Source organism: Labedella phragmitis (genome assembly GCF_004078635.1).
Taxonomy (GTDB): domain Bacteria; phylum Actinomycetota; class Actinomycetes; order Actinomycetales; family Microbacteriaceae; genus Labedella; species Labedella phragmitis.
Map to the genome: position 1 here is coordinate 41,072 of NZ_RZNB01000004.1, position 23,054 is coordinate 64,125.

Consider the following 23,054-nt stretch of genomic DNA (forward strand, 5'->3'; position numbering starts at 1 on the left):
ACCGTGACGTTCGACCCCGGCATGCCGCTGCTCGAGCATCTCGCCGCCGAGCTGCCGTCCCTCCGACGGTCGGAGAAGAAGGTCGCCGAACTCGTCGCGAGCGATCCCGGTTTCATCGTGCAGGGAACCATGGCCTCCGTCGCCGAGGCGGCCGGGGTCAGCGAGCCCACCGTCATGAGGTTCTGCACGGCACTCGGCTACGACGGCTTCAACCAGTTCCGTCTCGCACTCGCCCAGTCCGTCGCCCTCGGCCTGCCCGCCACCCTGTCGACCGTCTCGGCCAACGACAGCATCGCCGTCATGGCGTCGAAGGTGTTCGACCACTCCATCAGCAGCCTCGACCGCGCCCGACGCTACCTGGACGCCGCGCAGATCGAACGAGCGGTGGACGCGATCCTCGGCGCCCGCTCGCTCATCCTCACCGGACTCGGCGCCTCCGGGATCATCGCCCAGGACGCGGCGCAGAAGGCGCCGCTCTTCGGAGTGCCCTGCGTCGTGCCGACCGATCCTCATCAGGCGCTCATGACCGTCGCGGTCGCCGATCCGGACGACGTGCTCCTCGCGATCTCCAACACCGGAACCACCTCATCAGTGATCGAGATCGTCGATGCCGCCCAGGCGGCCGGCGCGACGGTCATCGGACTGACCGGAGCGGACGACAGTCCCCTCGCTCAGCGGGTCGACATCGCGCTCGTCGCGCGCACCTTCGAAGACACCGATATGTATACGCCCACGGTGAGCAGGATCGCGGCACTCGTGATCGTCGACGTGCTCGGGACCGCCGTCGCGCTCCGGCGCGGGGAACGGCACGCCGAGCGGCTCTCGTCCATGAAGGAGCAGCTCGTGACGTTCCGGCGCCGCTCCGCCGAGTGATCCGGAGAACGAGCAGAGGGTCCGGAAGCTCGCGCTTCCGGACCCTCTGCTCGTTCTTCGTCGGATCAGAACACGCTGTCCTCGTCGTAGTACTCGTCGACGTTGTCGCAATCGACACCGGCGCCCTCGATGTACTCGATGGCGTCGAAGTCGTCCGGCTCTGCCTCGCCCGTGGCGACCTGGAGCGCGATCTCGAAGGCCCGATCGGTCGCCGCCGACGGGGAGTTCAGAGCCGTCGAGGCGTACTGCCCCTCGCACCCGCCGTCGGAGATCTCCGCGAAGGCCTCCTTCTGCCCATCTACGCCCGACACCACGGTCGTGGTGTTGTTCTGGTCTCGGAGGACCGTCAGCGCGCCGAGCGCCATCGCATCGTTGAGGCCGAGGATGAGGTCGACGTCCGGGTGGGCAGCGAGCACGCTCTCGGTCGCGGGAACCGCCTCGTCCTGCGAGTAGTTCCCGGTCGCCTCGGCGACGATGTTGTAGGTGACACCGGCGGCCTCGAGCCCCGCGAGGAAGCCCTTCTGCCGATCGGGTCCGACGATCTCGTCGTTCGGTCCGCCGTTGATGACGGCGATGTCCACGGTCGAGCCCTCGTCGAACCGCTTCGCCGCGAGCTCGCCCGAGTCCTGGCCGATCTGCTCGTTGTTGGAGCCGACGGCGGTGAAGCCGACCTCCGGGATGCTCGTGTCGATGAAGAGCAGGGGCACCTCCCCGGCGATCTGCTCGAGCTGGTCGCGCTGCGTGTCGGGGCTGATGGCGTTGACGATCAAGACGTCGACGCCCTGGCTCAGGAGGGTCTGCGCCTGGTCGAGCTGGGTGACGGGGTCTCCGCCGGCGTTCTGGAAGAGGAGGGTGAACCCGTCCTCTTCGGCGAGCGCCTCCGCCTCCGCCTGCATCGCGGCGTAGTACGGTGCGTCCACCTGTCGCTGCAGGAATCCGATCGTCACATCCGAGGCGTTCTCGGCGGTGCCGCCCGCCGAACCGCCGTTGTCGCCGACCGTGCCGCAGCCGGACAGGGCGAGCGCCCCGACGGTGACGACGGCGCCGATGCCTGTCGCTTTCTTGAATGTCATCGCTGACCTTTCTGTGGGTGTTTGGGTGGGAGTGGTCCGGATCAGGAGATCGTCGGCCGCGCGCGGCGGCGGGAGAACTGGAAGGTCGTGAGCAGGATCGCGATGAGGATGAGCGCACCGCGGAACGCGTCCTGCAGGAACGTGGAGACGTTGAGCAGGACGAGGAGGTTCGTGATGACGCCGAAGATCAGCGTTCCGACGACCGCGCCGAACACCCGTCCGCGTCCGCCCGACAGAGCCGTGCCGCCGATGACGACGGCCGCGATCGCGTCGAGTTCGTAGAGCGTGCCGGCCGTGGGGGTGCCGGCGCCCACGCGGGAGGCGAGCAGGAAACCGGCGAAGCCGATGAGCACGCCCGCCATGATGTACGTGACGAGCAGGGTGCTGCGCACCGGGATTCCGGAGGCGTGCGCGGCCTCCTTGCTGCTGCCGACCGCGTAGATGCGGCGACCCAGCACGGTGCGCCGTGTGATGAAGCCGACGACGAGCGCGAGCGCGAGCCAGAGGATGCCGATGACGGGGATGCCGGCGACCGTCGCGGTCGCGATGCCCCGGAAGTCGGCCGCCTCGGGACGTACCGGGGAGCCCTCGGTGTAGGCGTACACGAGACCGCGGGCGAGGGCCAGCATTCCGAGGGTCACGATGAAGGGTTCGAGGCCACGGAACGCGACCAGGTAGCCGTTGATCGCACCGATGGCGGCGCCGACCGCGACGGCGATCGCGATCGCCATGATGACGTTCGAACCGCTGAGCAGCCCAGCGGCGAGGACCCCCGACAGCCCCAGGACGGAGCCGACGCTGATGTCGATCCCGCCCGTGAGCACGATCAGGAACTGGGCGAGGGTGACGATCCCGATGACCGAGGTCTGCAGGATCAGGTTCGCCAGGTTCCTCGGGGTGAAGAACGCGTCGGACGTGAGGCCGGCGACGATCAACAGGACGATGAGGATGTAGAGCGGGTACTGCTCCTTCGCCCAGCGACCGATCGCGGCCCAGCGGTCTGCCCGGACGTCCGGGGTCGGGATGGTGACGGTGTCGGTCATGAGATGTCTCCTCCGAGCGAAGCTCGAATCAGGTCGTCGGTGGTGCTGGTGAGGGGGTCGTAGGTTCCGACGACCGCCCCGTCGCGGAGGACGAGGATGCGGCTGCACAGCTTCAACGCCTCTTCGGCCTCGCTCGTGACGACCACGACCCCCTTCCCGCCCGTGGCGAGATCGCGGACGATCTCGTAGATGTTGAGGCGGGCGCGGACGTCGATGCCCTTCGTCGGCTCGTCGAGCACCATGACCTCGGGAGTGGCCTCGAGCCACTTCGCGATGCACACCTTCTGCTGGTTGCCCCCGGAGAGGCTCCGGGTCATGGTCTCCGCCCCGCCCTTCACCTGATATCGCTTCAGCAGCGTGGCGACACGGGCCTTCTCCGCGCGTCGGTTGATGACCCCCCAGCGCGAGTCCTGTCCGGGGGTGGCGAGGGTCAGGTTGAGCGCGTTCGTGAAGGCGGGGACGAATCCCTCGCGGCGGCGATCCTCGCTGAGGTAGGCGATCCCCTTCTCCAACGCCCGTCGCGGCGAGCCGGACGGTATGGGTCGGCCGCGCACGCGGACCGTCCCCGTCCGCCGGTCCTGATGCCCGGAGATGGAACGGGCGATCGAACTGCGGCCGCTGCCGACGAGACCGTAGATCCCGACGATCTCACCGGGTCGCACGTCGAGGTCGATGTCGTGCGCCGATCCGGAGCTCAGCCCGCGCACCTCGAGGATCGGGTCAGCGGCCGGGTCGGGCTTCATGTCGAACGGCTCGAGGGCACTGACGGCCTCGCCGATCATCATCGTGAGGATCTCGTCCGGATCGGTGTCGGCCGTGCGGACGACGTCCACGAGTTGCCCGTTGCGCAGCACGGCGATCCGGTCGGCCATGGCGAACACCTCCGGCATCCGGTGGGAGACGAACACCACGCACACTCCGGCGGCGCGCTCGCGGTCGACGAGTTCGAGGACGTCGCGGAAGTGCTCCTCGGTCGTCGACGCCGTGGTCTCGTCGAGGAGCAGCACTTTGTGGTGGTTGACGCTCGTCCGGCTCAAAGCGAGCATCTGCCGGGGTCCGGGGCCGAGGCTCCGCACCGGCGTTCGCGGGTCCAGATCGCTCAGTCCCACCGCGTCGAGGGCCTCGCGGGTTCGAGCCCCGCGGTCGCGCCGGACCGTGCCCCACGCCTTCACGCCGTCGGCACTGCTCAGCGACGTGAGCCACACGTTCTCCTCGACGGTGAAGTCCTCGATCACGAGGGGCTCCTGGTGCATGAGGAGCACGCCGGCGGCCTCCGCGTCGGCTGGCTTCCGGATCTGGCCGTGCGACCCGATCCGCACCGATCCGCTCGTCGGCGTCTCCTGACCGGCGAGCAGACGCGCCATCGTGGACTTGCCGGCACCGTTCGCGCCGCAGATGGCGAGCACCTCGCCGGGATAGCCCTCGAGCGTGACGTCGCGCAGCGCGTGGACGCCCGGGTAGCTCTTGCTGACCCCATCGAGATGGAAAGCCGGCACGGGCGACCGCTTGTCGTCATGAGAGGACACCGTCGCTCCTTCGCGTTGTAGTAGTACTACGGCAATGTAGCAGAACGCGAGCAAACGGGCGCACCAGATGCGGATTGTGTCCGAATATCTGTAGTTCCGCTACGACGATCGGGCCATCCCTGTCGCCGCGGCGTGCTCAAACGTCGACGCGCGAGTTCCTGACGCGACCGAGCCCGTGCGATCACGCACCTCGACGCTCGGCCGTAAGCACGGCCGCAAAGTAGGCGCACGAACGCTCCCGCTCGGTGGGTGAGGAAGCCCGGACACGCCCCGCCCTGCCGATGTCGGTCGGTAGCCGTCGACGCCGGTCCCGAGTCGGCGGACTCCGGATTGCCCGACTCACAATCGAGGTCGCTGGCGGCGAGCCGTGTCGACTGCCCACGAGATGGTGCCCCTGGAGGGACTCGAACCCCCAACCAACTCCTTAGGACGGAGGTGCTCTTCCATTGAGCTACAGAGGCAGGCGACATCGAGTCTAGCCGACGCCTCGGAGCCGTCGAGAAGCTCGCGTCGACGGACGATCCCCTCCACGTACCGTCCGTTCATCGCGCGGACAGCAGGGCGCGCGCACGGGGTCATACACGGTTCACGGGGTGCCGGAAGCGTAGGGACGCTCCCATCGGGAGCGCTCACCCCACTCGACACACTTCGAAGGACACCCCTGTGCATTCCTCCCCCTCCGCCCCCGTGGGCGGATCCGGTCGGCGCCTCGCGGCGCGCGGCACGGCGGCCGCAGTCGCCGGCGCGGTCGCGTTGAGCCTGTTGGCCGCGGCTCCCGGCGCTCCCGCCGTCGCCGCCCCGGACGACCTCGCGTCGCGCTTCACGTTCGCCGTGCTGCCCGACACGCAGTTCTACTCGCGCTACTCGTCCGACCAGTTCCTCCCGCGCTACGGCAGTGACCCGTTCCGCGCGCAGACGGAGTTCCTCGCGGACAACGCCGAGGCGCTCAACATCCCGTTCGTCGCCCACCTCGGCGACGTCGTCGACCGCGTCGGCACGGCGCGCGAGTGGGAGGCCGCCGACGTCGCGGTGCGCACCCTCGACGACGCGCCCCTCCCCTACTCGATCCTTCCGGGCAACCACGACGTCCGGAACTCGAACGACCAGCTGAGCGACGTCGACTACGACCTCGCGAACGAGCCGTTCCTCGACTGGTTCGGACCGGACCGCGCCGCGGGCGTCTCCACGTTCGAGGGCAGCGACCCCACAGGGCTCAGCCAGTACCACGTGTTCGAAGCCGAGGGCCAGGAGTTCATGGTGCTCGCCATGACGTGGCGCGCGTCGGAGCAGACGTTCCAGTGGGCACGCGACGCGATGGCGGCACACCCCGATGTGCCCGTGATCCTCACGACGCACTCGCTCCTCAACATCGACGCCGACCAGGAGACGCCGCGCGACACCGAGTACGGCGACAAGCTCTGGAACGACCTCATCGCCCCGAGCGACCAGATCTTCCTCACGCTCAACGGCCACTTCCACGGCGCGACGAAGCAGACGAAGATCAACAACGCCGGCCACGCCGTCACGCAGGTCCTCATGGACTACCAGATGGCGTACGAGGGCGGGAACGGTTACCTCGGGCTCATGGAGTTCGACCTCACGAACAACGCGATCAACGTGCAGACGGCGTCCCCGTGGGTCGTGTCGAAGCCGCAGGAGACCCTGACGAGCTACGACCAGCCGTTCCTCGAGGCGCCCGGCCAGCAGTTCACGATCGACATCGACTTCGCCGAGCGTTTCGCCGCCTTCGACCCCGGCTTCACCGCCGGCGAGCCCACGCAGCCGAAGCTCACGCAGGTCGCTCGCGACATCCTCCTCGATGGCTTCGAGGGCCCCGACCCGATCTCCACGGAACTGCCGGGCAATGAGCTCGACTACCTCGAGGCCGACGGCACCGTCGCGCACTGGCGCATGGGCTCTCTTGACGAGGGCGTCCTGCCCGAGGGCGGCGTCGTTCCCGACGTCGCGAACGGCAACGACCTCACGCGCGTGTCGATCGCCGACTCCGGCTCCTCGACCGCCGAGGTCGGCGACGTCACGATCGTGAAGGACGACGTCCACGGCTTCTCCTCCGACGGCGCGGCGATGTGCTTCTCGAACGCCGACCAGGCGGCCGACCGCTTCAGCTACCTCGAGACGGCCTCGGACGCGCCCGCCAACGACGAGACCTTCGAGGACGGCTACACGCTCGAGACGTTCATCAAGCTCGACGAGAGCTGGACCGCCGACAAGAACGGCTGGTCGAAGGCGATCGTCCGCTCGGGCAACCGCTCCGAGCTCCCCGGCATGCCGTGGTCGCAGTGGGACTACACCGCATCACCCGCCGCGCTCGGCATCTCGAACCTCCGCGAGTTCCAGTACACGGAGGTCCCGCTCCAGACCACGAAGGGTGACCGCACCGCGTGGTCCGGCGAGATCATGACGGAGAGCTGGGCCCACGTCGCGATCGTCAACGACGCGGAGTCGAGCACCACGACGATGTACGTCGACGGCGCACCCGTCCTCCGCAACGCGACCGACACACGCGGTCAGTCGATCAACGAGAACACGACGTGGCTCTTCGGCGCCGACTTCGTGGACGCCGCAGCCCGCAACGGCTGGAACGGCTGCATCGGCGAGACGCGCGTCATCGACCACGCGACCGGACCGGCCGAGTGGCTCACGCAGCGCGCCGACCTCGGCACCCTCACCGTCGACGCCCCGACCGGCACGCTGCCGTGGGACACGGAGCTCACCGAGCTCTCCGGCACCGGCTTCCCGGGCGCCGAGGTCACCATCGGCGACGCACCCGTCGAGACGACGGCCCGCGCGGTCGGCGAACTCGCGGGGACGACGACGGTCGGCGAGGACGGCACGTGGACCGTGACGTTCGACGGCGCCCTCGCGTCCGGTGAGTACGACGGCTCCGTCGTGCAGGCGCTCGGCGCCCGCGCGTCGAACGCCATCGCGCTCGACTTCGCGATCGCCGCCGCTCCCGCCGAGCCGACGCCCGGACCCTCGCAGCCCGGAACCGACCCGGACGACCCCGCCCTCCCGGGCGACCCCGACGACTCCCCGTCCGACGACGGCGGCCAGTCGGGTGACGAGGCCGGCGACGACCTCGCCGTCACCGGTGCGACCGTGGCCCCGTGGCTCGTCGGCGCGGCGATCGCGCTCCTCCTCGGAGGAGCGGTCATCGTGATCGCCCGCGCACGTCACCGTCGCGCGACGGAGTAGCCTCCTGCACGCACGAAGGCCCCGCCCGGACGTCCGGGCGGGGCCTTCGTGCACCCCGAGCTTCGCTCGGTTGTCACATATCGGCTATCGAAACGGTGATCGACCGCCGATATGCGTCAACCCAGGAGGGATCGGGTGGACGCGCAGAGTGTGCAGAGCTGCGAAGCTGCAGAGCGTGTTCCGTCAGGCGGCGAAGCCGACGTCGAGGTAGCGGTCCCAGACGGGTGTCGTCCGCTCGACGCCGCGCACGGCCCACGTCGGCCCGTGCGGCGTCTTCGGGGTCAGTCGCAGCTTCCACCCCATCTCCGCCGGTGTGCGGTCGCTCTTCAGGTTGTTGCACTTGAGGCAGCACGCCACGAGGTTCTCCCAGGAGTCCTCACCGCCGCGCGATCGCGGCAGGATGTGGTCGATCGTCGTGGCGGCCTTCCCGCAGTACCCGCAGTGGTTCCCGTCGCGACGGAGCACTCCCCTCCGGGTGACGGGTACGCGTCGGGCGTGCGGGATGCGCACGTAGCGCGTCAGGACGATCACGCTCGGCCGATCCCACGACCCGGATGTCGCCCACACCGGGTGACCGGTGTCGACCTCCACGACGGTCGCCTTGTCGTTCATCACGAGCATGAGGGCCCGCTTGAACGAGACCACGGCGAGTGGCTCGTATCCTGCGTTCAGCACGAGTGTGCGCATCGGTTGTTCCTCTCGAACGGCCGCTTGGGTTTCCGGTAATTCGAACTGCACCGACACGAGACGACGATCGAGGGGTTTCAGGCAACAAAAAAGGGCACCGTCACGCAGACGGCGCCCTTGCTTCGCTCGGCTCGATACCGAGGCACAGTTGGCTGAAATGCTTCAAGACGTACAGACCGCGCGCATCCATGGGGTGGATACCCGAGACCCTGTCCATTCGGCTCCCCTTCTCCTCGAGAAGTGTCAGAGCATCAGAGTACCCCCGAGGGGAACGGAAACCGAACGGAGCCGGTCGATCGTCGACGTGTCGTCACACAGAGTTCACGTCGCCGCGGTCGACTGCGGCGCGAGGCGTCAGCCGGAGATGCGCACGATCGAGTAATCGCTCGTCCAGATGGACCGCATCTGAACGACCTTGCCGGGACGGGGCGCGTCGAGGATCATCCCGTTGCCCGCGTAGAACCCGTCGTGACCCGACATGATGACGAGGTCGCCGGGGCGGGCCTCCGAGAGCGGGATGCGCGTCCCGGCGGCGGCCTGGCCGCTCACCGAGTGAGGGAGGCTGATTCCGAACTTCGCGTAGACGTACATGACGAAGCCCGAGCAGTCGAAGCCCGACGGCGTCGAACCGCCGAAGACGTAGGGCGTGCCCCGGTACTGCAGCGCGGTCTGGAAGACGGCGTCGAGACTGAACGACGGCGTCGGAGCGTCGCCCGAGACGCTGGAGCCGCCTCCAGGCACCGAACTCGACGCGGAGGCCGAGGCCGCCGCTGCAGCGCGCGCTGCCGCGGCCTCGGCCGCCGCTTCGGCTTCCGCGGCAGCGCGCGCCGCGGCGAGCTCCTCGGTCGTCGTCGCGCGGTAACCACCGGCCGCCGCGCCGGTGAGCGCCGCTCCCCCGTCGAGCGTCAGCGACTGGGTCTCGAGGCGGGCGGTCTCGAACGTCGTGGGCGCCGCCTCCTGGCCGGGCCCGGTCGCGAACGCCGGCAGCGCCGTCGTGCTGAAGAGTCCGGCCACGATGACCGTGCCGATCGCACGCGCGCGCAGCTTCTTCGCACGGGAGGCGGCGCGGAACCGGCGCTCGGCCTCACGACGGGCGGCGCGCGAGTCCAGGGGCTGCGAGACGGAACGGGGTGAACGGTGGGAGTCGGGAAGGCTCACGAAGAATTCTCCAGCGCCCGCCGGGACGGCTCGTGCCGCGCCCGCCTCGTTGAGTGGTTCTCGGGTCGATCACCGGGACGAGGAACGGGCACCCGGTGTCGCAGTCCGTGTCCCGGTTGGGAAGACGAACTCGCACTACCCTAGGCGCGGATCACATGATTGTCGAGTTGTCGAGAGAAAAAGATCACGAAAGCATAACGGTTGGCAGAGGTTCCTCCGCGCGGGGTATCGCTTACGCGGCGCCGTTCGCGCGCAACCAGGCCATCGGGTCGACGAGCGAACCGTTGATCTTGACCTCGAGGTGGAGGTGGTTCGCCGTCGAGCGACCGGTGCTTCCAACCTGTCCGATGATCTGGCCGGCGGTGACCTTCTGGCCCACCTGCACCGATCGGGTGCCGTACGTCATGTGGCCGTAGAGCGTGCTGACGGTCTTGCCGTTGATGACGTGGTCGATGACCACCGCGACGCCGTACCCGAAGTAGCTCTCCGTCGAGATGCGGACGGTGCCGTCGGCGATCGCGCCGATGGCCGTGCCGCCCGGGCACAGCATGTCGACGCCGTTGTGGGCACCGCCACGTGAGCCGAATCCGTCACCGATCGTCGCGGTGACGGCGAGCGGGTAACGGACCTCGCCGGAACCGGCGATCGCACCGAAGATGGCGGAGCCGCCACCCGAGCCGCTGGATCCGCCGCCGGACAGTCCGGCTTTCTTGGCGGCTTTGGCAGCCGCCTCTGCAGCCTTCTTGGCCTCTTCCGCGGCCTTCTTGGCGGCGATCTCCTCGGGCGTCGTGGCGCCGTAAGCGTCACGACTCACGGTCAGGGTCTGAGCGGCCGACGAGACGACGAGCGTCTGGGCCGACTGCTCGGCATAGGAGTGCGTCGCCTCCGTCGTCGTGGCGTCCGGAGCGACGGCGTAGGCCGGAAGCGCGACGGTCGCGAAGAGACCGGGGACGACGAGAGCGACGATCGCGGTCGAACGGAACGACTTGCGGGCGGGACCCTGCTTCGCCGCAGCGGGAGCGGTGCGAGCGGGAACCCGCGGGGATGACGGGGCGCCGGCAGTCGTCGACCGCGCGTTCACCGACGGGACGGACGGGGCCGAACGCTGCTGACGGGTCGAGGCCGTCGCCGGCGCATCACGACGCAGGGACCGACGCGAGGGCAGTTCCGGAGCAGCGGCGTCGCCGCGAGTCGAGTCGTCCGGGTTGCCTGGCGTCGAGGGAGCTGACAGGACCAATAGGGTGACCTCCGGCGTCCCGAACCCACGAAGGGCAGCTCTCGTCACGACCAATGTCTTGGCTTCTCCCCGCGAGGTGACGAGTCTCGGGACGACTCGCAGGGGGTCCGTCGGTCGGCTTCTGACCTTTGGACTTCACCGAGAATACGCGACGATCAGCCGAAACGCACGTCTTCCCGAGGAGCATTAACGGGAAAGTAACGGAATGATAACAGCGAATCCGCGCGTGACCAGGGGTTAAAGAACCGCGACGTAGATGTGCCCGGCGACCTCGGTCGGCAGTTCGAGACCGTCCCCGTGGCCCTCGACGCGGACGAGCACGTAGGAACCGGAGGGCGAGAACGTCGCGGTCGCACCCGGCGTGACACCGGCCTGCTTCAGTTGCAGGAGGAGTTCCGGCTCGAACTGCACGGGCTCGGCGAGCCGGCGGACGGTCGCGAGGACGGGCTCGGTCGAGGAACGCACGACGTCGACGACATTCGAGAGCCCCTCGGTGAAGACCGCGGCTTGCGGCCCGCCGAGCTCCTCGAGCCCGGGGATCGGGTTGCCGTACGGCGACTCCGTCGGGTGGTCGAGCACCTCGAGGAGCTTGCGCTCCACCTGCTCGCTCATGACGTGCTCCCAGCGGCAGGCCTCTTCGTGCACGAACTCCCATTCGAGTCCGATGACGTCGCTCAGAAGCCTCTCGGCGAGCCGGTGCTTGCGCATCACGTGCACGGCACGGCGGCGGCCCTGCTCGGTCAGTTCGAGGTGGCGGTCTCCGGAGACGACGACGAGTCCATCGCGCTCCATCCGGCCGACGGTCTGCGAGACGGTGGGGCCGGAGTGGCCGAGCCTCTCCGAGATGCGCGCGCGCAGGGGAACGATGTTCTCCTCCTCGAGATCGAGGATCGTGCGGAGATACATCTCCGTTGTGTCAATAAGGTCGGTCATCGACATCCCCTTCGAATTCACGCATGCGCCCCCAGCCTACTGTTTCGCAGGGCCCCTCCCGCGCACGTCACGATCGGGCGGTGCGGCGCCGCGGCCCTAGAATCGAGCCATGCCTGAGCTCGTCATCCCTCGTGACCTCCTGCCCGCCGACGGACGATTCGGCTGCGGCCCGTCGAAGGTCCGCCCCGAACAGATCGCCGCGCTCGAGCAGGCGGGCACCTCCCTGCTCGGGACGTCCCACCGGCAAGCGCCCGTGAAGTCGCTCGTCGGCGACGTCCGCCGTGGTCTCGCCGACCTGTTCTCGCTGCCAGACGGCTACGAGATCCTTCTCGCCAACGGCGGATCGACCTCCTTCTGGGACGCCGCAGCCTTCTCGCTCATCGAACGACGCAGCCAGAACCTCGCCTTCGGCGAGTTCGGCCAGAAGTTCGCTACGGCCGCCGGAGCCCCGTGGCTCGGGGCGCCCGACGTCCGGAAGGCCCCCGGTGGCGGCATCGTCGCGGCCGAGCCCGTCGAGGGTGTCGACGTCTACGCGTGGCCGCACAACGAGACCTCCACGGGTGTCATGGCGCCGGTCCGGCGCGTGCACGGCGACGCTGGCGCGCTCACCGTGATCGACGCGACGAGCGCCGCGGGCGGCCTGCCCGTCGACATCGCGGAGACCGACGTCTACTACTTCGCACCCCAGAAGAACTTCGCGTCGGACGGCGGCTTGTGGTTCGCCGCGGTCTCCCCCGCCGCGATCGAGCGCATCGAACGGATCGCCACGAGCGGACGGTACATCCCCGAGTCGCTCTCGCTCGCCAACGCCGTCTCGAACTCCCGGCTCGAGCAGACGCTCAACACCCCCGCCATCGCGACGCTCGTCATGCTGCGTGCGCAGCTCGAGTGGATCAACGGCAACGGAGGGCTCGACTGGGCGAGCGAGCGCACCGCGACATCGGCGGCGACCCTCTACGACTGGGCCGAGCGCACGAGCTACACGACGCCCTTCGTGAAGGACGTCGAGGCACGGTCGAACGTCGTCGTCACGATCGACTTCGACGACTCGGTCGACGCTTCGGCCGTCGCGAAGGCGCTCCGGGCCAACGGTGTCGTCGACACCGAGCCCTACCGCAAGCTCGGGCGCAACCAGCTGCGCGTCGCGACGTTCGTCGCGATCGATCCGTCGGACGTCGAACAGCTCGTGCGCTCGATCGAGTTCGTCGTCGACTCCCTCTGATCAGGTGAACGAGGAGGGGCCGGTCGCGATCGCGACCGGCCCCTCCTCGTTGGTTCAGCGTCTCTCACCGTCGACGTTCGTCGTACTCCTCGTCGGAGTCGTCGTCCTCATCCGAGTCGTCGTCCTCATCGGACTCGTCGTCGTCCGACTCGTCGTCATCATCGTCGGACTCGTCGTCATCGTCGTCATCGTCGTCATCGTCGTCATCGTCGGACGCGTCCTCCGGGTCGTCGATGTCGAGCTCGTCGTCCTCCGCGAGATCCGACTCGTCGAGTTCGTCGGAGTCGTCCTCACCGTCGTCGTCCGGCGATCCGCCGAGAGCGGCGGCCGCCTCCTGCGACGCGCGGTAGTCCGCGAGCCGATCGGACCACGGCACCCAGTCGGGAGCCACGAGAGCGCCGTCACCGGGAAGCAACGACACCTCGAGGACGGTCGGTTCCGCATCATCGACGCGAGCGACCGTGACGGTCCAGAACCATCCGATGTAGCCCTCGAGCCGGCTCGCGAAACGCAGGGACAGCACGTGATCGGCCTCGACGATGTGACCGGCGTCCTCCCCGACCGTGCGCTCCGGCGTCGTCTCGATGAGCGCGGCACGCGCGAGCTCGCGGGACGCGAGCAGGACGGGATCGGCCTCGAGCCCGACCGTCTCGTCCGCGGTGCCCTCGACGCTCGCCGGATCCGCATCGGCCTCGTGGGACGAGGCGCCCTCGACGGTCTCCGTAGCTTCGACGGCCGACGCCGCCTCGGCGTCAGACATCGAGCTCGTCGGCGACGCGGCGGAGGACCGCCGCGACCTTGCGCCCGTGGGCGCCGTCCGGGTAGCGGCCCTTGCGGAGGCCCGCACCCAGGCCATCGAGGAGCTTCACGAGGTCTTCGACGATGATCGCCATGTCGTCGGCCGACTTGCGCTTCATCTTCGCGAGGCTCGGCGGTGCTTCGAGGAGGCGGACCGAGAGCGCTTGCGCGCCTCGCTTGCCGTCGGCGATGCCGTACTCGAGCCGCGTCCCCGCCTTGACGCTCGTGACGTCGGCGGGCAGAGCCGACGCGTGGAGGAAGACCTCCTGGCCGTCGTCTCCGGCGATGAAGCCGAAGCCTTTGTCCTCGTCATAGAACTTGACCTTGCCGGTGGGCATGGGGGAACCTCGCTGTGGATCGAAACGCCGATCGTGTCGGCGTCGGGGGTGGTCGCCCCTGGACGACCCAGGAGCGGACGACGCTCACGCCGCCTCTCCAGTTTAGTCGGGCGGCGTCGCGAAGTCCCGCTGTCGCTCGCCACTGCGCGAGGACGTCGGACCCCGCGCTCGAGCCGTTGGGCATATCCTGACAACGTGACCACTCCGACGACGCTCAGACCGACGCGGTTCGAACGCATCCTGATGTTCATGCTCGTCGGCGTCTCGATCATGTCGATCGTCTGCCTCGTCGTCGTGCTCGTCGCCACGTGGGCCGGGGCGACGGACTTCCGCGGCAGCGTGTGGCCCGTCGTCGCGATGACGCCGTACTTCGGCCTCCCCCTCGCGTTCCTGCTCCTGTTGACCCTGCTCATCGTCGCGACGGTGCGACGAGCCCGCGCGGCGACCACCGCCGCCAGCGAGCGGAGCTGACCATGACGGCGCCAGCGAGCAGGCCGGAGTGACCGACACTCTCGCGCTCGCGAGCGCACTCCGCCGCTGGGACGAAGACAGGCTCCGCGCTCTGCTCGTCGCTCGCGACGTCCCCGACGACGCCCACATCGCGGACCTCTTCGATCTCGCCGAGTACCTCCTCGACCGCTCCCGCCTCGAAGCGACGGTGCGTCGGCTCGACCGCCCCACGCTCGTGGTCCTCGCGGCCGCTGCAGAACTCGCTCGTCCCTTCGCCTTCGAGGAGCTCCTGGCGCTCGTCGGTCGACGGGGAGGCTCCGACGGCTGGGATGCCGACGATCTCGCCGCGGCCCGTTCGCACGCCGTCGTCGCGGGCCTGCTCCTCGCCGAGGACCTCGACGTGCCGATCGACGCCGTCGGCTCCGCCTTGCACTCCCTCGACGACGGTTCGCTCGCTCTCGACGCGCTCCTCGCGGCACCGCGCCCGAGCAGCATCTCCCCGGCGGCCGACGCCGCTGCGGTCTCCGCCTCGGCCGTCGAACGCGCCTTCCTCGCGTCGGCGCGGACGGGTGACCTGCTCGATGCTCTGCTCCGCCATCCCGCGCGGGAACTGGGCCGGGGTGGGCTCTCGCTCCCCGATGCGCGCCACCTCGCGACCGTGATCGGGACCGACGTGGCCGCTGTCGGCCCCCTCATCGAACTCGCCTCGACCGCCGGACTCGTGGCGCTCGAGGACCGCTCGTGGCTCGTCACCCACGCGGGCCTCGAGTGGTTGGGGCTCGGCATCGCCGACAGGTGGCGGACCCTCGCCGAGTCCTGGGTCTCGAGCCTCTCTCCCGAGATCCTCGCGGTCATGACCTCGACGCGGCACGGCCAGCTCGGCGAGAGGCTCGAAGCCTTCGCTCATTGGTGGTTCCCCGCCGGCGGCGACTGGCTCACCACACGCGTCGACCGGCTCGCCGCGCGCTCCGACATCCTGGGTCTCACCGTGCGCGGCCTCTGGAGCCCTGCAGCGATGGCCCTCCTCACCGAGGGGGTCGACGCGGCGACCGCCGTCCTGTCGCCGGACCTCCCCAGCGAGGTCGACCAGGTCTACGTGCAGAACGACCTCACGATCATCGCTCCCGGTCCGCTGCGCGCCGAGATCGACCGCACCCTCCGCACGATGACGGACCTCGAGTCGCGGTCGCACGCGTCCACGTACCGGCTGTCGCCCCAGAGTGTCGGCCGGGCATTGTCCAGCGGATCGACGCGCGCTCAGATTCTCGGTTTCCTCCGCTCGGTCTCCCTCACGGGGGTGCCCCAGCCCGTCGAATACGTCGTGTCCGAGGCTGCGGCCCGGCACGGGCTCATCCGGGTCGGCCCCTTCTCCCCCGCCGACGGGGCCAATGCGGCGGCGTCGTCCTACGTCCGGTCGACCGATCGCGACTACCTCGCCGCCATCGGCGTCGATCAGGCCCTCGCTCCGCTCGCCCTCCGGACGAATTCGCCCGGTTCGTCCGATCAACTCGAGAGTTCGCTGCCGCCCGACGTCGTCTTCTGGGCGCTCCAGGACGCGCGCTATCCCGTGGCGCCGGAGAGCAGCGACGGTTCCGTCGTCCTGCTCGGTCGGCTCCGTCTCGCGACCGGTCGCACCTCGGATGCCGGGGCGACGAGCGGACTTCTCGAACGGCTCCGCGCGTCAGTCGGCGACGAAGGCGAGGCCACCGACGCCGCCTGGCTCTCGCGACAGCTCGACGAAGCGGTGAAGCGCCGCAGCACGATCGCGATCGTGGTTCGGTTCCCGGACGGCTCGGACCGGGAGTTCCGGCTCGAGGCGACAGGTCTCTCCGGCGGGCGATTGCGCGGCCGCGACGCGAAGGCGGATGTCGAGCGAACCGTTCCCGTTCGGAGCATCGTCTCGGTCCTCCCCGCGTGAGCGGTCCCGGCACGGGGCTCGGCCCCGCTGCACCCGGCCCCGGCCGCGGCACCTAGACTTGACCCTCATGTCCGACGGCCCGCTCATCGTCCAAAGCGACCGCACCGTACTGCTCGAGGTCGCCCACCCCCAAGCAGACGACGTGCGTCACGAACTCGCAGTCTTCGCCGAGCTCGAACGGGCCCCCGAACACGTCCACACCTACCGCATCACGCGGTTGGGCCTCTGGAACGCGCGCGCCGCAGGCCACGAGGCCGCCGACATGATCTCGACGCTCGAACGCTTCTCGAAGTTCCCACTGCCCCAGAGCGTGGTGATCGACATCGAGGACACCGTGTCGCGTTACGGGCGACTCGTCATCGAACGCGGTGACGACGGATCCCTCGTGCTGCGCTCGACGGATGAGGCCGTGCTCTCCGAGGTCTCGCGCGCCAAGCGCATCGCACCCCTCCTCATCGGGCACCCGGCTCCGGACGTCTTCCTCGTCGATGCGTGGGCTCGCGGTCAGCTCAAGCAGGAGCTCGTGAAGCTCGGCTGGCCGGCGGAGGACCTCGCGGGCTACACGCCCGGCACGCCTCACCCCATCGACCTCGCCGAGACGGGCTGGTCCATGCGCGACTACCAGTCGCAAGCGGTCTCGAGCTTCTTCGACGGCGGCTCCGGGGTCGTCGTGCTGCCGTGCGGCGCCGGGAAGACGATCGTCGGGGCTGGGGCCATGGCGACCGCGGCCACGACGACCCTCATCCTCGTCACGAACACCGTCTCGGCCCGGCAGTGGCGGGACGAGCTGCTCCGCCGCACGAGTCTCACCCCCGAGGAGATCGGCGAGTACTCCGGCGAGACGAAGGAGGTCCGTCCGGTCACGATCGCGACGTACCAGATCCTCACCGCGAAGCGGAGGGGCGAGTACGCCCACCTCGCGCTCCTCGACGCCCTCGACTGGGGTCTCGTCATCTATGACGAGGTCCACCTCCTGCCGGCCCCGGTCTTCAAGCTGACCGCCGAGCTGCAGGCGCGCCGCCGTCTCGGCCTCACAGCGACGCTCGTCCGCGAGGACGGTCGGGAGGGCGACGTCTTCAGCCTCATCGGCCCGAAGCGGTTCGACGCCCCCTGGAAGGAGATCGAGGCGCAGGGATACATCTCCCCGGCGACGTGCTACGAGGTGAGGGTCGATCTCCCCGCCGCGGAGCGGATGACGTACGCGGCGTCCGCCGACGACGAGCGCTACCGCCTCGCCGCGACGGCTCCCGCGAAGCTCGACGTCGTCAAGCGCCTCATCGATCGCCACGACGGCGAGCGCATCCTCGTCATCGGGCAGTACCTCGACCAGATCGACGAGATCGCCGAGACCCTGGGGGCGCCGAGCATCACGGGGTCGACCCCCATCGACGAGCGAGAGCGGCTGTACCAGGCGTTCCGCGTCGGCGAGGAGAAGATCCTCGTGGTCTCGAAGGTCGCCAACTTCTCCGTCGACCTGCCCGAGGCGACCGTCGCGATCCAGGTGTCCGGCTCGTTCGGCTCCCGCCAGGAGGAGGCGCAGCGCCTCGGTCGGCTCCTCCGTCCGAAGGAGTCAGGGATCCCGGCGAGCTTCTACACCCTCGTGGCTCGCGACACCGTCGACCAGGACTTCGCGCAGAACCGCCAGCGCTTCCTCGCCGAGCAGGGGTACAGCTACACGATCCTCGACGCCGACGCTATCGCCGCCTGACGTCCGACCAGGGCGGGACATTCAGGTCAGGAAGCGCCCGTACCGCAAGAGCAGGGTCCCCTCGGAGTGCACGACGTGGGCGAGCGCCAGCTCGACGGGCACATCCGGAGCATCGCCAGAGGAGATCCGGCCCGAGGATCCGGCCGCGAGCATCGGCGCGAGGGTCAGGCAGACCTCGTCGACGGCGCCGCTGCGGATGAGCGCCCCGAACAGCGCCGGCCCTCCCTCCGAGTGGATGCGTCGCAGTCCACGGTCGTCGAGCTCCGTTCGCAGCTCGAGCCCGTCGACGTGCTCGTCACCGCACTCGACGACGTCGGCGACCCGCGTGAGAGCGTCGCGGCGGGACCGGTCGGCGGAACGGGTCGTCAGGATGAGGGGTCGCACGGGAGCGTCTCGGAAGATGCGATCGTCGGGATCGAGCTCGAGCGACCGCGACACGATCCCGAATCGCGGCTGAGGCGCCAAGCCGAGGCGGGACCGCAGATCGGCATGGTGGTCGCCGACGACGAGGGGCCCGTAACCCTCCGCGCGCACGGTTCCCGCGGCCACGACGACGACGTCGCACGAGACGCGGAGGAGATCGAACACACGGCGATCGGCCTCGGAACCGAGACCGGCGGAAAGACCGTCCACCGTTACCGCTCCGTCGACGCTCGCGACGAAATTGACGCGGAGCCAGGGCCCCGCTGCGGGCACGCGCTCCTCGTACCACGACAGCACGTCGAGGTCGCCGGAGTCCCGTCCGGTGATGCCGGACAGCGACCAGACCCGGTCGAGCACGGCATCAGTCATTGACGTCCCCCATGTTGTGACGCAGGAGCGCGGGTGCCCGCATGCCGAGGATCGTCTCGGTCATCCGGACGGCGGCTACCGCCTCCGGCACGTTGTGCATGCGCACGATCCGCGCTCCTTGCGCGATGCACAGCACCATCGCGGCGATCGATCCCTCGAGCCGTTCGCTCTTCGGGGCGTCGATGCTCTCCCCCACGAAGTCCTTGTTCGACACCGCCACGAGCGTCGGGAGTCCGATCGCGGTGATCTCGCCGAGCCGACGCGTGAGCTCGAGGCTGTGGAGCGTGTTCTTGTTCAGGTCGTGCCCCGGATCGATGACGAGTCGCTCCTCGGGGATGCCGCCGGACAACGCGTGTCCCACACGCTCCTCCAGGAACGCGGCCACCTCGTGCACGACGTCTCCGTACTCGGGTCGTGGATAGACGGTGCGCGGCGCAGCGAGGCTGTGCGTGATCACGAGGGTCGCGTCGCTGTCCGCGACGACGTCCACGATCTCCGGATGGAAGAGCCCGGTGGTGTCGTTGATCACGTCGGCTCCCGCCGCGATGCATGCTCTCGCGACCTCGGGGAGGAACGTGTCGACGGAGATCACGACGTCGGAGCGATCCCGCACCGCCGTGACGACCGGCAGGACCCTGTCGAGCTCGTCGGCCGCGGAGAGCGCAGGTCCCGGAGCGAACGGGACACCGCCGATGTCCACCCAGTCGGCCCCTGCCGTGACGGCTGCCTCGCACGCCGCGACGGCGCGCTCGAGCTCGAACGTCCGACCTCGGTCGTAGAAGGAGTCCGGTGTCCGATTGACGACGGCCATGACGGCGACACTCGTCGAGAAGTCGAATGTCCGGGCCCCGATCCGGCGGGCGGGGCGCCGCCGTGGGACACCCTCCGCGAGCGAGGAGAGGGAGCGGGCTGCGAGGGGCATGACGCCATTCTGCCCCGGCGGATGTCGCCGGCGACACAGGGGTGACGGGCGTTCAGGAACGTTCCAGGAAACGTGCAGATAATGGCCTCATGACCGGCCCCCGCATCCTGATCGTCGACGACGAACCCAACATCCGCGACCTCCTCACGACGAGCCTTCGATTCGCCGGGTTCGCCGTGCGTGCCGTGGGCAACGGCGCCCAGACCATCTCGGCCGTCCTCGAAGAGGAGCCGGACCTCATCATCCTCGACGTCATGCTGCCCGATATGAACGGTTTCGGCGTCACCAAGCGGCTCCGCTCCGCCGGCTACACGGCCCCCATCCTCTTCCTTACCGCCAAAGACGACACCGAGGACAAGATCACGGGCCTCACAGTCGGCGGCGACGACTACGTCACGAAGCCCTTCAGCCTCGACGAGATCGTCGCCCGCATCAAGGCGATCCTCCGTCGCACGATGCAGGCGGACGAGGACGCGGTCATCCGTGCGGGTGAACTCACGATGGACCAGGACACGCACGAGGTCCTCGTCGGCAGCACGCCCGTCGAACTCAGCCCCACCGAGTTCAAACTCCTGCGTTATCTCATGCTCAACCCGAACCGCGTGCTGAGCAAGGCGCAGATCCTCGATCACGTCTGGGAGTACGACTTCAACGGCGACGCGGGCATCGTCGAGAGCTACATCTCCTACCTGCGTCGCAAGCTCGACCAGTTCTCGGCCGAGCCGCTCATCCAGACCAAGCGCGGCTTCGGGTACATGCTGAAGACCGCAGCGGCGAAGCCCTGAATCGCGGCCCGGGCGTGACCGAGGCCCCCACAACGAAGCACGACTCCTGGACGGCTCTCGTCGAGAAGTCCGGTGAGTGGTGGAACGGGATCTCGCTACGCACGAAGATCACGGGCGTCACGGTCCTCGTTCTCACCTTCGGTCTGCTCATCGCCGGGATCGGCACGATGGCGATCCTCAAGCCCGCGCTCGTGACGCAGGTCGAGGCGCAATTGAGCACGATGACGGAGAGCAAGGTCAGCGCCTACATCGACGGCGATGAGAGCGCATTCGCGATGGCGGCGCAGAACGATCTCTACATGGCCCTCTACTCGTCGGACGGCACCCTCGTCGACACCTCGTGGGCGAACAACGATCGTCTCGCCCCCCGGATCTGGGAGCGGATCAAGTTCGATCAGGCCCTCGCGAGCGCCGATGCCGGCACGATCGTGACGACTCCGAGCGCCGTCGGCAACACGGAGTTCCGCGGGCGTTTCGTCTCCGTGTACGCGCCCGGCTGCGATTCGTGCGCGCTCGTCTACGTCGCCGCGTCCATGCGGGGCACGGACACGATCGTCGCGACGTACCTCACGATCTTCTTCGGCCTGGGCCTCGGCGTCATCGTGCTCGGCGCCCTCCTCACGCGCGTTCTCGTGACCAACACGTTCCTGCCCTTGCGGGAGGTCGAGCACACGGCCGCGCGGATCGCCGACGGCGATTTCAGTCAGCGCCTGTCCGGGGCGACACCGAACACCGAGGTCGGCCGCCTCAACCGATCGCTCAACACGATGCTCGCGCGAATCGACCGCGCCTTCCGAGATCGCGCGAGGGCGAACGAGCAGATGCGCCGTTTCGTCGGCGACGCGAGCCATGAACTCCGGACTCCGCTCGTCACGGTGCGCGGGTATGCAGAGCTCTACCGCATGGGTGCGCTCCAAAAGCCCGACGACGTCGCACAGGCGATGGAACGCATCGAAAAGGAGGCGATCCGGATGGGCGGGCTCGTCGAGGACCTGCTCGAGCTCGCCCGGCTCGACGAGACCAAGCCGCTGCGCCTCGAGCGCGTCGATCTCACGCCCATCGCTCGCGACGCCGTCATGGACGCGCGCGCGGCCTCGCCGGGACGCGACGTCCGCGTCGTGATCGATTCCCCTCCTCCGCGCATCTTCCCGGTTCGTTCCGCCGAGGACACCCCGGTCCAGGCACCGCCGCTTCCCACGATCGCCAAGACCCGCAGCGGAGCGACGACCGCGACGGGACCGATGGCCCTCGCCGCCGGCACCCTCGCGCGACTGCGATCGCGACGCCCCCGGAAGGGCCAGGAGGACGAGGAACAGCAGCTCACCCTCAACCCCATCGTGCACATGACCGGTCCGACGCCGGATGTCCCCGCCGTGGTCTTCGCCGAGGAGAACAAGCTCCGGCAGGTCGTCGCGAACCTCATGGGGAACGCGCTCCGGTTCACGCCGCCGGACTCGCCTCTCGAGGTGGGAGTCTCGGCGGACCCGATCGCGGGACGTGCCACGATCGCCGTCATCGATCACGGTGAGGGGATCCCGCTTCAGATCCGCGACAAGATCTTCCAGCGCTTCTGGCGGGCCGACTCCTCCCGCACACGAGAGACCGGCGGGAGCGGCCTCGGGCTCTCGATCGTCGCGTCCATCGTGGCCGCGCACCACGGCACGGTGACGGTCGTCGAGACGCCGGGCGGTGGAGCGACGTTCCGCGTCGAGTTGCCCCTCGCCACCCCGGCGCTCCCGGACGACCGCCCCGCCGGCACGGCGGTCGCAGGAGACATGTCGGCGACAGACCGCCCCGCCGGCACGGCCGCTCCTCGAGACCCGTCGGCCTGACATCCGGCCGACCAGCCGGTTCGTCCTCATCGTCACGGGCGCCTGCTCGACGGCTTCGGGAACCGACTGACCGTCACCAGGCCCGCGAGCAGCCGCCCTGTCCACCGCTCGAGACCCCACGAGTCGTGGATCGCCCACGTCACCGTACCGTCGGTCCGTGCGCGCAGACCGTCTGCGTGCCATCGAAAGGGGTGTCATGACGAGGTTCCAGGTCGACAGCGAGGCGGCGGCCGGTGTCGCCGCGAGCATGCGCGGCACGATCGAACGAGTCCGGTCCGAATGCGCGTCTCTCCACGCTCAACTCTCCGAGCTGCAGTCCTCGTGGACGGGGTCGGCGTCGGCGGCGTTCCAGGGCGTCGTCGGAGAGTGGCGGTCCACCCAGCAGCGCGTGGAGGAGTCCCTCACGAGCATCAACACTGCGTTGGACCGATCCGTGCAGAGCTACGTGGACGTCGAGCAGCAGAACGCCGCTCTCTTCCGCTGACGGGCGGACGACGACGGCGGGGCGCCTCCCGAAGGAGACGCCCCGCCGTTGTGTGGTGC

The 23,054-nt window shown here is 69.1% G+C and carries 20 protein-coding genes and 1 tRNA gene; 9 read left to right on the forward strand and 12 right to left on the reverse strand.

Going from position 1 to position 23,054, the window contains the following annotated elements; genetic code table 11:
- Window positions 1-3 precede the first annotated feature (3 nt).
- Window positions 4-873: a MurR/RpiR family transcriptional regulator gene (locus ELQ90_RS10655; protein ID WP_128495274.1), complete on the forward strand. Its 870-nt coding sequence runs from the start codon at window positions 4-6 to the stop codon at window positions 871-873.
- A gap of 65 nt (window positions 874-938) precedes the next feature.
- Here ELQ90_RS10655 and ELQ90_RS10660 read toward each other — a convergent pair whose 3' ends face one another.
- The 4 genes from ELQ90_RS10660 to ELQ90_RS10675 form a co-directional block, all read right to left on the reverse strand.
- Entirely contained in the window at window positions 939-1,946 is a 1,008-nt protein-coding gene (locus tag ELQ90_RS10660) for a sugar ABC transporter substrate-binding protein (protein ID WP_128495275.1), read from the reverse strand.
- Window positions 1,947-1,987: 41 nt separating this feature from the next.
- Window positions 1,988-2,989: an ABC transporter permease gene (locus ELQ90_RS10665; protein ID WP_128495276.1), complete on the reverse strand. Its 1,002-nt coding sequence runs from the start codon at window positions 2,987-2,989 to the stop codon at window positions 1,988-1,990.
- Window positions 2,986-4,515, reverse strand: a complete 1,530-nt coding sequence (locus tag ELQ90_RS10670) for a sugar ABC transporter ATP-binding protein (protein WP_128495277.1) — start codon at window positions 4,513-4,515, stop codon at window positions 2,986-2,988. Before ELQ90_RS10670 ends, ELQ90_RS10665 begins: the two co-directional genes overlap by 4 nt.
- A 386-nt stretch (window positions 4,516-4,901) precedes the next feature.
- Window positions 4,902-4,976: transfer RNA gene (locus tag ELQ90_RS10675), tRNA-Arg, on the reverse strand.
- A gap of 202 nt (window positions 4,977-5,178) precedes the next feature.
- On the opposite strand from ELQ90_RS10675, the gene ELQ90_RS10680 reads away from it, so the two are divergent.
- Window positions 5,179-7,731 (forward strand): metallophosphoesterase, encoded by a 2,553-nt coding sequence (locus ELQ90_RS10680; RefSeq protein WP_208020637.1) that lies wholly within the window; start codon window positions 5,179-5,181, stop codon window positions 7,729-7,731.
- A 183-nt stretch (window positions 7,732-7,914) separates the two neighbouring features.
- On the opposite strand, the gene ELQ90_RS10685 is transcribed toward ELQ90_RS10680, so the two are convergent.
- The 4 genes from ELQ90_RS10685 to ELQ90_RS10700 form a co-directional block, all read right to left on the reverse strand.
- Window positions 7,915-8,418 carry an HNH endonuclease gene (locus tag ELQ90_RS10685; RefSeq protein ID WP_128495278.1) on the reverse strand — a complete coding sequence of 168 codons (504 nt, stop codon included), beginning with the start codon at window positions 8,416-8,418 and terminating at the stop codon, window positions 7,915-7,917.
- A gap of 354 nt (window positions 8,419-8,772) precedes the next feature.
- The gene (locus ELQ90_RS16815; RefSeq protein ID WP_208020638.1) at window positions 8,773-9,576 is read right to left on the reverse strand and encodes a C40 family peptidase; all 804 of its coding nucleotides are present in this window, start codon (window positions 9,574-9,576) and stop codon (window positions 8,773-8,775) included.
- A gap of 232 nt (window positions 9,577-9,808) precedes the next feature.
- Window positions 9,809-10,861: a peptidoglycan DD-metalloendopeptidase family protein gene (locus ELQ90_RS10695; protein ID WP_243696135.1), complete on the reverse strand. Its 1,053-nt coding sequence runs from the start codon at window positions 10,859-10,861 to the stop codon at window positions 9,809-9,811.
- 189 nt (window positions 10,862-11,050) lie between these two features.
- Window positions 11,051-11,746, reverse strand: a complete 696-nt coding sequence (locus ELQ90_RS10700) for an iron-dependent transcriptional repressor DtxR (protein WP_128495279.1) — start codon at window positions 11,744-11,746, stop codon at window positions 11,051-11,053.
- A 109-nt stretch (window positions 11,747-11,855) separates the two neighbouring features.
- On the opposite strand from ELQ90_RS10700, the gene serC reads away from it, so the two are divergent.
- Window positions 11,856-12,968, forward strand: a complete 1,113-nt coding sequence (gene serC / locus ELQ90_RS10705) for a phosphoserine transaminase (RefSeq protein WP_128495280.1) — start codon at window positions 11,856-11,858, stop codon at window positions 12,966-12,968.
- A gap of 64 nt (window positions 12,969-13,032) precedes the next feature.
- Here serC and ELQ90_RS10710 read toward each other — a convergent pair whose 3' ends face one another.
- Window positions 13,033-13,728, reverse strand: coding sequence for a DUF3027 domain-containing protein (locus tag ELQ90_RS10710; protein WP_128495281.1), 696 nt, complete (start codon window positions 13,726-13,728; stop codon window positions 13,033-13,035).
- Window positions 13,721-14,104, reverse strand: coding sequence for a cold-shock protein (locus ELQ90_RS10715; RefSeq protein ID WP_128495282.1), 384 nt, complete (start codon window positions 14,102-14,104; stop codon window positions 13,721-13,723). The genes ELQ90_RS10710 and ELQ90_RS10715 overlap by 8 nt, the downstream gene beginning before the upstream one ends.
- A gap of 195 nt (window positions 14,105-14,299) precedes the next feature.
- On the opposite strand from ELQ90_RS10715, the gene ELQ90_RS10720 reads away from it, so the two are divergent.
- The 3 genes from ELQ90_RS10720 to ELQ90_RS10730 all read left to right on the forward strand — a co-directional run bounded on the left by ELQ90_RS10720 (window position 14,300) and on the right by ELQ90_RS10730 (window position 18,180).
- Window positions 14,300-14,575, forward strand: a complete 276-nt coding sequence (locus ELQ90_RS10720) for a multidrug ABC transporter ATPase (protein ID WP_128495283.1) — start codon at window positions 14,300-14,302, stop codon at window positions 14,573-14,575.
- A 28-nt stretch (window positions 14,576-14,603) separates the two neighbouring features.
- On the forward strand, window positions 14,604-16,472 hold the full coding sequence (locus tag ELQ90_RS10725) for a helicase-associated domain-containing protein (RefSeq protein WP_128495284.1): 1,869 nt from the start codon (window positions 14,604-14,606) through the stop codon (window positions 16,470-16,472).
- A gap of 67 nt (window positions 16,473-16,539) precedes the next feature.
- Window positions 16,540-18,180 (forward strand): DNA repair helicase XPB, encoded by a 1,641-nt coding sequence (locus ELQ90_RS10730; RefSeq protein WP_128495285.1) that lies wholly within the window; start codon window positions 16,540-16,542, stop codon window positions 18,178-18,180.
- 21 nt (window positions 18,181-18,201) lie between these two features.
- Here the strand turns inward: ELQ90_RS10730 and ELQ90_RS10735 are convergent, their stop codons facing one another.
- Both ELQ90_RS10735 and folP read right to left on the reverse strand, forming a co-directional pair.
- A complete protein-coding gene (locus tag ELQ90_RS10735; RefSeq protein ID WP_128495286.1) occupies window positions 18,202-18,972 on the reverse strand; it encodes a pyrimidine reductase family protein in 771 nt (256 codons plus the stop codon).
- Window positions 18,965-19,894, reverse strand: coding sequence for a dihydropteroate synthase (folP, locus tag ELQ90_RS10740; RefSeq protein ID WP_128495287.1), 930 nt, complete (start codon window positions 19,892-19,894; stop codon window positions 18,965-18,967). The genes ELQ90_RS10735 and folP overlap by 8 nt, the downstream gene beginning before the upstream one ends.
- A gap of 89 nt (window positions 19,895-19,983) precedes the next feature.
- Here folP and ELQ90_RS10745 point away from each other — a divergent pair, with 89 nt between their 5' ends.
- From ELQ90_RS10745 to ELQ90_RS10755, 3 genes are all read left to right on the forward strand, one after another.
- Window positions 19,984-20,679, forward strand: coding sequence for a response regulator transcription factor (locus tag ELQ90_RS10745; protein ID WP_128495288.1), 696 nt, complete (start codon window positions 19,984-19,986; stop codon window positions 20,677-20,679).
- A 14-nt stretch (window positions 20,680-20,693) separates the two neighbouring features.
- Window positions 20,694-22,511 carry a sensor histidine kinase gene (locus ELQ90_RS10750; RefSeq protein WP_128495289.1) on the forward strand — a complete coding sequence of 606 codons (1,818 nt, stop codon included), beginning with the start codon at window positions 20,694-20,696 and terminating at the stop codon, window positions 22,509-22,511.
- A gap of 196 nt (window positions 22,512-22,707) precedes the next feature.
- A complete protein-coding gene (locus ELQ90_RS10755) occupies window positions 22,708-22,995 on the forward strand; it encodes a WXG100 family type VII secretion target (RefSeq protein ID WP_128495290.1) in 288 nt (95 codons plus the stop codon).
- Window positions 22,996-23,054: the final 59 nt, after the last annotated feature.